We start from the raw sequence: 14,112 nt of genomic DNA on the forward strand, positions 1-14,112 counted from the left end.
AGATGTCAGGTATTTCTACTTTGAAATAATTACTTGAGAATTATCAACAAAAATAGGTTTGCCGCCTTGCTCAAGAGATACTGTCAGAGCAGCAAGAATTTCTACTAACTCAGTGCCTACCCAGCCAGATGAAACCTCTGACGGAGTATTGTTAAGAACAGAGACAACAAAGCGATCGCAAACTCGCCCCAATGGTTCACCTGGTTCTAATTCCAACACCACCTGCTTTTGATTCACAGGAATAAATTGATTGCCCTGCTGTTCAAACTCCCCATGTAGTAGGGTGAGAGGTGATGATTGTGACATTTCATCAAAAATCAAGCTGCCAAGGCTGCCCACAATTCCCAGTCGTCGCTGTTTATCAGGATTCAGCCAGCACAGGTGAATATAAACTTGAAAGCCATTGGGGTATGTCAGCGTCAGCCATACTAGGTCAGCTAGTCCTTGAGATGGGGAGTGGGTCATTTCCCTACTCCCCTCTCCCTGTAGCCACACTGTACCCGTTGCTTGTACTTTCACCGGAATCTGACCCAGCCAAGCGTTAAAGATTGCAATATCGTGAATTGCTAAGTCCCACAGCGCATCAACATCTTGGCGAACAGGCCCTAAATGGGTACGCGTCGCGTAGCCATAGCGTAAATCACCTAATTTACCCGCCTGTACTACAGTTTTTCCGCGCTCAACTGCTGGGTGAAATAAATAAGTATGGTCAACCATCAATATTAAATGATGCTGCTGTGCCAAGTGGCAAAGTTCCCGACATTCTGCTGGGTTGAGTGTTAGGGGTTTTTCTGCCAAAACATGGTATCCCTGTTGGAGAGAGTCTTTAATTAAAGCGTAGTGGGTGGTAGCAGGAGTGGCGATCGCCACTCCTGTCAGCCCTGGCACTTGCTTTAAGTCCTGCCACTGGGTTGTTAATACTACATTTTCACCTAAGTTAAACTGTTGCTTTACCGCCGCTAATCTTTCTGGATGAGGATCTACTACAGCAACTACATTTACTTGGGGATGTGCTAAGAAATTTCGCAGCAGATGCACTCCCCAACGCCCAACCCCGATGACAGCAATTTTAATTTGGTTTGTCATTAGTTATTAGTCATTTGTCATTTGTCATTTGTCATTAGTCAAATAAAAAATAACTAATGGCAACCAACTGATTATGAGTTTATTTGTAATCTTTTGAGTTCAGGGTTATTGCGGATTAGAAATTGCTAAAAAAGCTACCTTGGCTGCTGCTTGTTCAGCCGTTTTGATCGAGCGTCCCTTACCAACTCCAAGCTTGTTTCCGTGCAGCCACACTTCAGCCACAAAACGTTCTTGATTGCGGTGTGGTTGGCTGACTTCTACAACCCGATACTCTGGTAAAACTTTAAATTGTGCCTGAGTCCATTCTTGGAGAGCAGCTTTGTAATTAAGTCTGGCAGGATCGAGGCGAATTTCTGTGGTTAGTTGGTGGAAGTGGGGATCTAACCAAGAGCGGATCAGTTCCAGATTTTGAGTGCTTAAGTAAAGCGCACCCAGAACTGCTTCAAAAGCATCTGCCAGTCGAGACTCTAGACCAACTTTATCAGCAGTAGCACTACCAGCAACTAGCAAGTATAACTCCAAACCATAAACTCTGGCCAATTGGGCGAGAATGCGATCGCTCACCAACACCGAACGAATTGCTGCAAAATCCCCGACTGGACAATCGGGATAATTTTCCCATAAAACCACAGCCGAAACCAGCCGCACCACTGCATCGCCAACAAACTCCAGTTGTTCATAATTTGCCGAATCAGAGACAGTGGGATGAGTTAGCGCTAAATCTAGCAGTTCCCACTTTATAGGTGCATCTAGCGACAAACCTAATTTTTGGACTAAACTTTCGAGTTGCCGTTGACGGCGTGGATAGGCAAGGGGCATTACATAACAAGGCGAAGAGGGCAATCGAGTGAAAACCGCTATATTTAGCTTATTTTGAATATATTTCTGCACAAAGGATCGGAAATTACAGTCAACACGATGTGGTCAGCTAACCCCAATACTGCTCGGTTAAGCCGAAAAAAGCACTCCGGGGTAGGTTGGGTTGAAGAATCAAACCCACTTGTTCATGTTGGGTTTCACTGCCGTTCAACCCAACCTACATTAATGGATTTTATTATAGCCATCCGAAGAATGTCTCCCATAACAACCAAGCATTTAGTCCAACAATTACCGTCGCTACGGCATAAGCAAGAACTTTCAGCCAGCGAGGATTAACAAACTCTCCCATCAAACGGCGATCGCTAGTGAACATGACCAGGGGAATTACGGCAAAAGAAAGCTGTAAACTCAGAATTACCTGACTCATAATCAGTAGATTGGTGGTGCTACCTTCGCCCAAAAATACAATGGTTAGGAGGGCTGGAACAATGGCCACCAGACGAGTTAGCAAGCGTCTTAGCCAAGGTTTCAGTCGAATTTGCAAAAATCCTTCCATCACAATCTGTCCGGCTAGGGTTCCAGTCAATGTAGAGTTTTGCCCTGATGCTAGCAGAGCGATCGCAAAGAGAATACTCGCAGGTGCAAACCCAAGCACCGGAGACAGCAACTTGTAAGCGTCTTGAATTTCTGCCACATCCTGATGACCGGAAAAGTGGAAGGTAGCAGCAGATAGAATTAAAATAGCAGCGTTAATAAATAGAGCAATCGATAAGGCAACGCTTGAATCGATCATGCCAAACTTGATGGCTTCGCGCTTTTTCTCAGGAATTTCTTGCCAATCGCGCGTTTGCACAATGGAAGAGTGTAGATAAAGATTATGGGGCATAACGGTTGCCCCTAAAATCCCAATGGAAATATATAGTGCTGTTGGATTTCGCACCACTTCTGAATGAGGGATAAAGCCTTGGAGAACTCCACCCAAATCGGGACGAGCAGCAATCAATTCAACGATAAAGCAACCACCAATCACCGCAATGATGGTAATCACTAAAGCTTCGACGTAGCGAAAGCCCTTGCTTTGCAAAAACAACACCACTAGCACATCTAAAGCTGTGATGCAAACACCTACAGCTAATGGAATGCCAAATAATAATTGTAAGGCGATCGCACTGCCGACTAACTCTGCCAAGTCACAAGCGGCGATCGCAATCTCACATAGAATCCATAGGAAAAAGCTGACACGTGGACTGTAATTATCTCGACAGGCTTGTGCCAAATCTCGTCCCGTTGCCACCCCCAATTTGACACAAAGCGCCTGCAACAAAATTGCCATCAAATTAGAGAATAGGATGACACTCAGGAGCATATAGCCAAATTGGGCACCGCCAGCTAAGTCAGTTGCCCAGTTGCCAGGGTCCATATAGCCCACTGAAACCAAGTATCCTGGCCCTGTATAAGCCAACATCTTACGCCAGAAGCCCCCTCCGACAGGCACTTTAATCGTTCGGTGAACTTCTGGCAGAGAAGGAATTCGTTCTGTTTGCTTCATAAGTTACTCATAATTTCCTCATTTTTTCCAAACTTACCATAGAGCAGGTAAAAATGAAGGAAAAATGAGAACTAGTATCCAGACATCACACCTGGGTTTTTTATCCAAAAAAGCTTGATTTTTAAAGGTTTGCGGGTAAACCTCTGCTCAAAATCCGGACAAAAAAGAATAGAGTACAAACCGTGAAAGGTTCGTACTCCATTGCAGGGGAGAGAGCAGGACATAAGCCGGGTTCTGTTCTCTTGCGAGGGCAGTTATCTATCTGGGACGCTTGTTACCAAACGCCTCTAGCGGCTCTCATTGAGCGGAACTGGTAAAAGACCAACCATAATTCCTATCGCCTTGCTCCCAACCGGGGTTTACCGAGCCAGCACCTCTCGATACTGCTGGTGCGCTCTTACCGCACCTTTGCACCCTTACCAAATCAAGTAAAAAGTAAAAAGTAAAAAGACAAAAGAAAGAAATCTTTCTTTTTACTTTTGCCTTTTACCTTTTGCCTTGTTTTGGCGGTATCTTTCTGTGGCACTATCCTCACGATCGCTCGCACTGGACGTTATCCAGCAAGTTTGGTCTTTCGGGAGTCCGGACTTTCCTCAAACCAGTGACTATGACTGATCTGCAACCACCTGCGCCTACTCTCTCCTTAGATCCAGTGTAATCTTTGGTTGGCATAGTATGTCTGGTTGCTATTGCTTTTTTTTATTCCAAGGTAGAGCGTAAGTCCAAGGTAGTTTCCTGACTGTGAAAGGACAATTGATAATACTAATGGGAGGAAAATCACGACCTGGGGCTAGACCTAAACGCACCTCAGATATCCTGAGTACCAGTTGCAGGGAAAAATCCAACTCCTTTCTTCTGTTAATAAAGTCGTTGTATAACTTTTTTTGTCCTTTTTGCAGCCCGTTGATATCAATTAGTGGTTTTTTGGCTAAATAGGTTCCAGCTTCTTTATCGCGCTCAAAAACATCTTCTGCTGTCACCGTTTCCGAAAGTGTTTTCTTGGGAGCAATCAGACTAGGACTTTGGGGTACTGCTAAGTCGCGGGTTAAGTCTGGTGATTTCCGAATCACGCGGCGCGATTGCTTACTATGTTCAACTACCAAAGAACTGTTGTCCCAGTCAACGTATACAGCAACATTATCAGATTTATTTTCAATGCTAATTCCTAAATCTTTCAAATCGCCAATTGGGTATGAGGCTTTGAGTTTAAAGGAAATTCCAATTTTATCGTCAAGATTTTGTTCTTTTAGCTGCTCATCAACGATTCCTTTCTTAAACTCAAACTTAATTTGGTCGTCGATGGATTCAACCATACGGTTAAACACATAAGAGACACCGATAATATAAGCCGTCAAAACTATTAAATTCTGGTCGCTACTCCTCATAACTCAGAATCTTAACTCCCGGTGCTAATGAATGTATATTTTACTCATCGCTCATTTGCAATTTTTAATTGCCCTTCATTGTGACAGAATTTTGTAGCCAACCTCGTCGCCAAAAAAAGAATAATAAACTAAGTGCGATCGCAGCCATTAATGCCAAGCAAAGTGGATAGCCCCAATACCAATTCAATTCAGGCATATTATATGGCGATTTTTCAGTACTGAAATTCATCCCATATATTCCGGCCACAAAAGTCAGGGGAATAAAAATTGTTGAAACTATCGTTAGCACCTTCATGATTTCATTCATTTTATTACTCACTGCCGAAAGATACACATCCATTAATCCAGATGCTAGTTCTCGATAAGTTTCCACCATGTCCATCACTTGCACCGTATGGTCATAACAATCTCGCAGGTAGATTCGCACTTCTTCATTAATCAAATCACTACCATCTCGAATTAAGGCATTAATTGCATCTCGTTGGGGCCAAATAGCACGACGTAGTTGCAGTAATTCTCGCCGAATTTGATAAATGTTTTGGAGTGTTTGCGGAGTCGGTCTGACTATTACCTCCTCTTCTAACTCTTCAATTCGCTCTCCATAAAGCTCCAGCACTGGAAAAAAGCCATCAATAATCGCATCTAACAGAGCGTAAGCTAAATAATCCGCTCCCTGTTTACGGATGATACCTTTGTTTTTTTCAATTCGCGATCGCACCGCTTCAAAGCAATCATGTTCTGGTTCTTCTTGTACTGTCAGCAAATAATTTTTACCTAATATTAAACTCACTTGCTCGCTGTAAAAACCACATATTCTTTCCTTTGGTACTACCATGCGGCTAATGAATAGCAATTGGTTTTCATAATCCTCTGTTTTCGGACGCTCCGGCACATTGACTACATCTTCTAAAACTAAAGGATGTAACTTAAAAACGTTACCCAATCGTTGTAATATGTCTTGACTGCCTAAACCTTGTACATCTACCCAAGAAATAGATTCCATCTCTAGATATGGAACACACTCTTCTGGAGTTACTATTTGTTCACGGGTGAAATTGGTTTGGTTATAGTCAATCAAGAAAATTATCGGTGGCGGAGCATCTGCATCAATAATAATGGTTCCTGGCAGAGTTCCTGGTTGGTGATAGAATTCATCTTCATATACCCTATTTACTACTTTGGGAAGGCGACGCAGTTTTCGTGCCATGCAATACTACCTAATAGTCATTGGTCATTGGTCATTAGTGAATAACAAATAACAAGTTACACTAATTTTACAAAAATTAATACAAAGACGGTCATTTCTAGATTAAGCAATTATTGAGGTTGCTAATTTGATGACCAGCCAGATTTAATCTAACGAATTACGAATTGGTATAACATATCGCCTCTGAATCAGCAATGCTACAAAAAACAGTTTGCCTTGGCAAGACAAACTGCTTAAAAAATATTTATCTGGGTGAGCAGAAGTTAGAACATACCCATGCCGCCCATACCACCCATGCCACCCATGCCGCCCATGCCGCCCATACCGCCCATATCAGGGGCAGGAGCTGCGGATTTCTTCTCCGGCTTTTCAACAATGATCGCTTCGGTGGTTAAGACCAAACCAGCAATTGAACCAGCGTTTTGCAAAGCTGAACGCACGACTTTGGCAGGGTCGATAATACCAGCAGCAATCAAGTCTTCAAATTCCCCAGTAGCGGCGTTGTAGCCAATATTGAAGTCGGTATCCCGAACTCTAGAGACGATCACAGAGCCTTCAGCACCAGCATTATCTGCTATTTGGCGCAAGGGAGCTTCTAGCGCTCGTGCGACTATATCAGCCCCAATTCTTTCTTCTTCATTTTCTAGGCTGTTTTTAATCGCTTCTACCTTCTTAGCCAAGTGAATTAGGGTCGTCCCACCACCAGGAACAATACCTTCTTCCACGGCGGCTTTAGTAGCGTTCAGCGCGTCTTCAATCCGCAGTTTGCGGTCTTTGAGTTCGGTTTCGGTTGCCGCACCCACTTTAATCACTGCCACACCGCCAGCAAGCTTGGCGATACGTTCTTGCAGTTTTTCTTGATCGTAGTCAGAATCGGTTTCTGCCAACTGTTTGCGAATTTGAGCAATCCGTTTTTGTACCTCTGGCTTGGTGACACTGCCAGCGACAATTGTGGTGCTTTCTTTGTCGATGGTGATTTTGCGGGCAGTTCCCAGGGCTTCTAGAGAAGCGGTATCCAAACTTAAGCCGATTTCTTCAGAAATCAACTGTCCATCGGTGAGAATAGCAATATCTTCTAACAAAGCTTTGCGGCGATCGCCAAACCCAGGTGCTTTAATGGCAGCTACAGCCAGTACACCCCGCGCTTTGTTCACCACCAAAGTTGCCAAAGCATCACCTTCAACATCTTCAGCGATAATCAGCAAGGGCTGACCAGAACGAGCGACTTTTTCCAAAATCGGCACTAAATCTTGGATGCTGCTGATTTTTTTATCTGTCACCAAAATCCGGGCGTTTTCAAATTCGACAATTTGCCGCTCGTTGTTGGTGACGAAGTAGGGAGAAATATAACCCCTGTCAATCTGCATCCCCTCAACTACTTCTAGTTCAGTGGTTAGGGATTTAGATTCTTCAACGGTAATTACACCATCTTTGGTGACTTTTTCCATTGCTTCGGCTAACATTTGGCCAACTTCTTCATCGTTACCAGCAGAGACAGTGGCAACTTGAGCGATCGCACTTCCTTCTACTGGCTTGGCTACTCTGGCAATTTCTTGTACAAGTGCCTCAATAGTTTTGTCGATCCCGCGTCTCAAGCTAACTGGGTTACTACCCGCCGCGACGTTCTTCAAACCTTCCCGAATCAGGGCTTGTGCTAAAACTGTGGCGGTGGTTGTCCCATCTCCAGCGACATCTTTAGTTTTTGAGGCTACTTCCTGGATGAGTCTTGCACCAGTATTTTCCAAAGGATCTTCTAATTCAATTTCCTTGGCAACAGTGATACCATCGTTGACAATTTGAGGTGCGCCAAATTTTTTCTCTAAAAGGACATTGCGACCTTTTGGTCCCAAGGTGATTTTTACGGCATCGGCAAGGGCGTTAACACCCCTTTCTAGAGCTCGCCGAGATTCCTCGTTAAATGCAATAATTTTCGCCATGTTTGATTTCTCCAGCGCTTCCATTAGACAATTTAGCACTCACAGAGCAAGAGTGCTAATCTCCCAACTGGCTCAAGTTACAAATGGAAATAAAAAAAATTGATTAATATACAGGTGATGCTCATATTAGATACTGGCAGTAATGCTTGAATTGGGAGATGAATCTAGAGAACTCCCTTAAATCCCTTGGTATTGCCGACCCTGGCGGCACCGGCTGGTTGGCAGTAGTATTTACGTTCCTCTTGGCTTGGGTTGTAACTTGGCGTTTAATTCCGACAGTACGCAAATTCGCCTTGCGGGTAGGTTGGGCTGACCAACCCAACGCCCGGCGACTCAACCGAGAACCTTTACCCAATGCAGGGGGGCTGGCTATCTACGCAGGTGTAATTGCCGCGCTGGTATTAGCTAGCCTTTTACGACCGATCGAACTTCAAAACGTATTGGCTCAGGTACTCACTATTCTATTGGGAGGTTCGATATTAGTCCTTGTAGGCTTTATCGATGATCAGTTTGGCTTACCGCCCTCTGTTCGATTGTGGGCGCAAATTGTCACGGCACTGTTGCTGGTAGCTAATGGCATCAGCGTCAAAGTGATGTTTGGTACCCCCATCGACTCGCTCCTTTCCATGTCGCTAACAGTACTATGGGTAGTAGGGATTACCAACGCCATCAACTTGATGGATGGTATGGATGGCTTGGCAGGAGGAATCAGCTTTATTACGGCCATGAGTTTGTTGGCCGTTGCAGCCCAATTTAACAACCGTGCAGCCGCAATTTTGGTACTCGCAGCCTTGGCAGGTGCTGCACTAGGCTTTTTACGCCATAATTTCCATCCATCACGAATTATTATGGGTGATGCCGGAGCATACTTTTTTGGCTATGTGCTGGCAGCAACTAGTATTTTAGGGAAACTGCAACAAAACACAGTTTATGCACTAATTCCTACGGTTTTATTTCTGTTGTTACCAGTGTTAGACACCACTCAAGTATTTGTGCGGCGGCTACTAGCAGGAAATAATCCTCTGAGTACTCCTGGTAAAGACCACCTGCATCACCGCTTACTTGCTTGGGGACTCTCCCAGCGCCATGCTGCGTTTACGCTTTGGTCAATTACCTTAGTTTTTAACTTGCTGGCGATGAGAATACAAGGTATGAGTTTGGCTGTGATGGTAGCTACTGCTACTAGCATTATTCTTCTTTTGGGCTTTACTGTCTGGCAAAGGATACGTCAACAGCCTTAATTGCTTGTAGGGTTGGCATTGCAATGCTAGCCCTACTATCTTTTATTCTCTATATGCCAAGATATTTTACCAATGGCAAGTGATGTTTACAACCTGCTGTGACCCTCGTTGCCTTGGTGTCTCCCCTTTTCCCAAAGGCAGAAGACCGCGATCGCTCGCCAACCTATCCCTAAATTTATTAAAGCCTATGAAAATAAAGGTTTCTGATTTTTATTTAACGAGAGTAATAGAAGAGCGCTAATAATAATTATTCTTGTTTAAGTGTGGGATCTTGATTTTTGTTGAGTAATTTATTCTTTGGAAGTCCCTAAATCAGCGATCGCCAGATAAAATCGGTGCGTTAGCCTATGGTGTAACGCACACGACGAAAACTCCTAAATCAGCACTATTTATGCCATTACCATACCGCCATCGACATTAAAAACTTGTCCGGTGACGTAGGCGGCGGCGGGATCGGCAGCGAGGAAGCGCACCATCCCAGCGATTTCTTCCGGTTGACCGAAGCGACCGAGTGGGATGTATTTCAAAATATCTTCGGGGTTGTTAAGATCGCTGGTCATGTCGGTGGTGATGAATCCAGGGGCGACGGCGTTAACAGTGATGCCACGAGTAGCTAGTTCTTTGGCAACGCTTTTGGTGAAGCCGATGACACCTGCTTTGGCGGCGCTGTAGTTAGACTGGCCTGGGTTGCCCATTAGCCCTGCAACGGAGGTAATGTTGATAATTCGCCCCGATCGCTGCTTCAGCATAATTTTACTGATGGCGCGTGTACAGAAGAAAACACCAGTTAGATTCAGGTCTATCACCGCTTGCCAATCCTCTGTCTTCAAACGCAAAAGCAGATTGTCGCGGGTAATACCTGCGTTGTTGACTAAGATATCCACACGGCTGAACTTTTCCATGACGGTCTTAACTAGTGCGTCTACTTGATCGCCTTGAGAAACGTCTGCTTGGATAGCGATCGCTTGCCCTCCCGCATCTGTAATTTCTGTAACAACTGCCTCAGCAGCAGCACTCGAACTGGCATAATTAACAACTGCGATCGCTCCTTGTGTGGCTAATTCAATTGCGATCGCTCGGCCAATTCCTCGTGATGCACCTGTGACAATTGCTACTTTATCTTGTAATAGTGTCATTTAATGTTCCTCAATCTTAGAAATACCGCGCTAATTATCTTATGGTGATTTCGGGAACATCTGAATATTCTCTGAATAAAATCTAACTCTTGCGGGATGACAATGTTGCTGTCATGATGCAAATTAGATAACTAATAAATAGTCAGTTATTTTATGAAAAACACCCGATAAAAGTAGTAATCATATGTCATTTTGGCGATTTTTAAAGCTAGAAAATCAGGTGGTGAATATTGATTTAAATGAAATCTATCTTAACCCTGTGGATAATCTGTTAGGAATTTTAACTACACTTATTAAATAGATAAAGTTCTTCGTCGGTTACATCTGTTTATCAACGTAGAGGCGTGCCATTAAATATATATCTATTGATATACACAAATTAAAATAATATACGTATTTTATTATAATTATTTAAGATTGTTGTCCGGCAAATCAGTCTAGATTAACTAATCTAATCTTTTCCCAACAAAAACCGATGAATCTATACCGATTTTATTTTCTAAGAATTACTATTGAAACAAACAATTGAAAATCGGTGTGTGTCATCATGGCAACTAAAAAAGAATTTAACAGCTTTGAAGATATGCTGTCTGCTTCTGATGTACCTGTATTAGTAGATTTTTACGCTGACTGGTGTGGCCCCTGTCAGATGATGGTGCCAATTTTAGAGCAAGTCAATGCCCAACTTAAGGACCGCCTACGGATTGTCAAAATTGACACAGAAAAATACACAGATTTGGCTACTCAGTATAAAATTGCGTCTCTGCCAACCTTAGTACTGTTTAAGCAGGGTCAACCTGTGGAGCGGATAGAGGGAGTAATGCAAGCGCCCCAGTTGGTGCAATATCTACAAACAAAGATTTAAGGTAACACTTAGAATTGGAATTTTGGTTCTTAGAGGCGCGAAATATCGCGTCTTTTTCAGTAAATAATTCTGAATTAAGCTGTATTACTACTTTCTTTCTTGTAACTGCTGCTTTTTCCCTTCTGGCAATAGCTGAAATTTACCTTGCTCAACCTTTCAATAAGATAGGTTTATTTTGGCGCTCCCCATCTTCACAAAATACTAAAGCCTTGGTCGTTTACTTTCGAGGATTTCTGTTGCAATCTTTGCAGAAAGCGGTCGGTAGAATAAAAAGCCCTGTACATCATCACAGTTGATAGATTTCAAGAACTCCAATTCCTCTTTATTCTCTACCCCTTCAGCCGTCAACTTCAATCCCAAGCTTTGTCCCAAACTAACTATGGCCTTGATAATATGAGCTACTTTGACATCGTGCGTCAAATCTCGAATAAAAGACTGATCTATTTTCAGATTGTGCAGTGGCAAAAGCTGTAGGCGCGAGAGCGAAGAATGACCTGTACCAAAGTCATCAATGGAGATGTAAATACCCATCTGTTGTAGCTCTTTTAACACCTTTGTGGTAAAAGCTAAATTTTCAATAGCTGTGCTTTCGGTAATTTCTAATTCTAAAAAGCGCGGCTCCAGCCTTGTTTCTTCTAAAAGTTTGGCTATAGTCTCCACCAATTTGGGTTGGCGGAACTGCTTAAGAGAAAGATTGACTGCGATCATTATCGGTGGCAATCCGGCATCTTGCCAGGCTTTATTTTGGCTACAGGCTGTCCGCAGCGCCCATTCGCCGATGGGGACAATTAATCCACTTTCTTCGACCAGGGGAATGAAGACACTGGGTGCAACCAATCCCATCTCTGGGTGCTGCCAACGCAACAGAGCCTCCATACCAGTAATTTCTTCTGTGGCAATGTTCACACGAGGTTGATAGTACACCGTAAATTCATTACGTTCTAGGGCATAGCGCAAGCTCTTCTCTAAACTCAGGAGTTCAGGATTTTTGGCACTCAAGGAAACACTGTAGAATTGGTAGTTATTCCGCCCTTTGTCCTTGGCGTAGTACAAAGCGGCATCGGCGTGCTGGATTAGTGTTTCGGCATCAGGACTATTGTTATCAAGCAAGGCAATACCGAGGCTGGCAGTCACATAAAGTTCGTGCCCTTGGAGATGGAAAGCATCCTCTAAGGATTGTAAGATTCTGTACGCCACCAGAGTTACCTCTTCAATATCATTGACTCGCGGGAGTAAGATAGTGAATTCATCACCTCCCCACCGGGCTATGGTGTCTCCGCCTCTGAGTGAGTCATTTAATCTTTGAGCGACCCTTTGTAACAATTCGTCTCCCAGAGTGTGCCCCAGAGTGTCATTAATCACCTTGAAGCGATCGAGGTCGAGGAAGATCACAGCTAAACTTTCGCCATTCCGAGTGGCATTGGGCAGGGTTTTACTGAGCAGTTCGTTAAATAGTAGGCGATTGGGCAACCCTGTCAGCAGGTCATGGAGGGCTTGATAGCGAATCTTCTCTTCTACTTGCTGACGCTGCTTGGTACTAATGATACTGGCCGCCATCGTCAAAAGGGTAGATTCTTCGTGCCTTGACCAATGACGCTCAGAGGTGCAGTCTGCCAAGCCAAGATACCCCCAGAACTCATTGTCTAAGCGCAGAGGCACTAGAAGAAGGGATTGAATGCCATCTCGAATCAGGAATTCTTGTTCGGCGACAGGAAATTTTTGGGTGAGTCCGCTAATGGACTGACCGCTAGAGAGAACAGTATACCAACGGGCTAATCCAGAATCTTGATAAGGCTGATTTTGCCAATGATGGTGGGTAGATTTAATCTTAGGGTGCGTCCATTCAAAGCACAGGCTGACTGCTATTTCCCCTGTAGCAGGATGGGGATGGTTCTGAAAGAGATAAGCACGATCTGCCTGGGCAGCTTCACCCAGTACAGCTAGAGATCGAGCAACAGCAGTTTCGTAATTCATTTCGCCCAGCAAATAATTGGCAGCTTCTGCAACTGCCTGTAGCAAGCGATCGCGCTGGCGCAGTTCGGCTGTAACTTGCTTTTGCTCTGTAATATCCCTAATAATAAAAGTTCTAATTAAATCACTTTCAGGAAGGTAGAGAACGGATTGTTCAAAAACTTCTGTGCCTACTTCCACCTCCCGCACAAAAGAATTTTTTTCTAGATTTTTAACTCCACTCAGAAGTCCTGTTAACATCGGATGTTGCGTCCCAACTTCCCGAAGTTTGGGAAACTTGAGAGCTGCGGCTGGATTGAGATAAGTAACTGTTCCCTCGAAATCCATCTCAATAATTGGATTGGGGATGAGTTCAGGGAAGGATGCTAGGCGAGCTAGGGCAGATTCACTAGCCGCTTCCAAGCCGGGATCGACCGCTAGGGTTTGAAAAGGATTAGCAGGATTGGCTTGATCTGAGAGGAAACCAGATAAGTCTTCAACATCACAAGATTCAGAAAATGCTTGTTCTGAAAGGTTGGAAATAGCATAATATTTGGCTTGAGCTTGATTACCACCAAAGTCAATGATATCTCCATGTCTGAGATTATGAGAAAAGCATTTATTGCCATTTACAAATAAGCCATTAGTACTTCCTTTTCCCTTGTAGTTGCCATCAATAATCTGGAAGCCATATTGGTCAGTTTCTGGAACAGTTACTCGCAATAAAATTGCATGCTGCATTGATACTGATCGGGAAGCCAAGACAATAGTATTTGCGGGATGCCGCCCCAGTGAATAAGTAGTCTCTCGTAAGGGGATAGTTCGCCGCCCTTGCAGGTCTTGAATAACCAGCAGATGGCGTATTTTTTCCCGCTCAGTTCCTAGCATGTCTGTTCCTCAAATTCTCATCTCTTTATGTTTTAGTCTGAAAAATACT

Annotated in this window: 10 protein-coding genes and 1 other RNA gene; 2 read left to right on the forward strand and 9 right to left on the reverse strand. The window is 43.8% G+C overall.

Annotated features, from left to right (window positions below):
- Window positions 1-15: 15 nt before the first annotated feature.
- The 7 genes from V7K97_RS16095 to groL all read right to left on the reverse strand — a co-directional run bounded on the left by V7K97_RS16095 (window position 16) and on the right by groL (window position 7,983).
- Window positions 16-1,086: a Gfo/Idh/MocA family protein gene (locus V7K97_RS16095; protein ID WP_334802034.1), complete on the reverse strand. Its 1,071-nt coding sequence runs from the start codon at window positions 1,084-1,086 to the stop codon at window positions 16-18.
- A 105-nt stretch (window positions 1,087-1,191) separates the two neighbouring features.
- A complete protein-coding gene (gene rnc / locus V7K97_RS16100; RefSeq protein WP_334802035.1) occupies window positions 1,192-1,905 on the reverse strand; it encodes a ribonuclease III in 714 nt (237 codons plus the stop codon).
- Between the two features lie 235 nt (window positions 1,906-2,140).
- Window positions 2,141-3,454 carry an Nramp family divalent metal transporter gene (locus tag V7K97_RS16105; RefSeq protein ID WP_334802036.1) on the reverse strand — a complete coding sequence of 438 codons (1,314 nt, stop codon included), beginning with the start codon at window positions 3,452-3,454 and terminating at the stop codon, window positions 2,141-2,143.
- 208 nt (window positions 3,455-3,662) lie between these two features.
- Window positions 3,663-4,093: RNase P RNA component class A (gene rnpB / locus V7K97_RS16110), an RNA gene on the reverse strand.
- Window positions 4,094-4,140: 47 nt separating this feature from the next.
- The gene (locus V7K97_RS16115) at window positions 4,141-4,839 is read right to left on the reverse strand and encodes a hypothetical protein (RefSeq protein ID WP_334802037.1); all 699 of its coding nucleotides are present in this window, start codon (window positions 4,837-4,839) and stop codon (window positions 4,141-4,143) included.
- A gap of 64 nt (window positions 4,840-4,903) precedes the next feature.
- Window positions 4,904-6,046 (reverse strand): magnesium/cobalt transporter CorA, encoded by a 1,143-nt coding sequence (gene corA / locus V7K97_RS16120; RefSeq protein WP_334802038.1) that lies wholly within the window; start codon window positions 6,044-6,046, stop codon window positions 4,904-4,906.
- Between the two features lie 263 nt (window positions 6,047-6,309).
- Window positions 6,310-7,983, reverse strand: a complete 1,674-nt coding sequence (gene groL, locus V7K97_RS16125) for a chaperonin GroEL (protein ID WP_334802039.1) — start codon at window positions 7,981-7,983, stop codon at window positions 6,310-6,312.
- Window positions 7,984-8,141: 158 nt separating this feature from the next.
- On the opposite strand from groL, the gene V7K97_RS16130 reads away from it, so the two are divergent.
- On the forward strand, window positions 8,142-9,224 hold the full coding sequence (locus tag V7K97_RS16130) for an MraY family glycosyltransferase (RefSeq protein ID WP_334802040.1): 1,083 nt from the start codon (window positions 8,142-8,144) through the stop codon (window positions 9,222-9,224).
- 389 nt (window positions 9,225-9,613) lie between these two features.
- Here V7K97_RS16130 and fabG read toward each other — a convergent pair whose 3' ends face one another.
- Window positions 9,614-10,360: a 3-oxoacyl-[acyl-carrier-protein] reductase gene (fabG, locus tag V7K97_RS16135; protein WP_334802041.1), complete on the reverse strand. Its 747-nt coding sequence runs from the start codon at window positions 10,358-10,360 to the stop codon at window positions 9,614-9,616.
- A gap of 547 nt (window positions 10,361-10,907) precedes the next feature.
- Between fabG and trxA the strand changes: the two genes are divergently transcribed.
- On the forward strand, window positions 10,908-11,225 hold the full coding sequence (gene trxA, locus V7K97_RS16140; protein ID WP_334802042.1) for a thioredoxin: 318 nt from the start codon (window positions 10,908-10,910) through the stop codon (window positions 11,223-11,225).
- A 201-nt stretch (window positions 11,226-11,426) separates the two neighbouring features.
- Here trxA and V7K97_RS16145 read toward each other — a convergent pair whose 3' ends face one another.
- Window positions 11,427-14,063, reverse strand: coding sequence for an EAL domain-containing protein (locus V7K97_RS16145; RefSeq protein ID WP_334802043.1), 2,637 nt, complete (start codon window positions 14,061-14,063; stop codon window positions 11,427-11,429).
- Window positions 14,064-14,112: the final 49 nt, after the last annotated feature.

It is taken from the genome of Nostoc sp., assembly GCF_036917815.1.
Lineage (GTDB): Bacteria > Cyanobacteriota > Cyanobacteriia > Cyanobacteriales > Nostocaceae > Nostoc.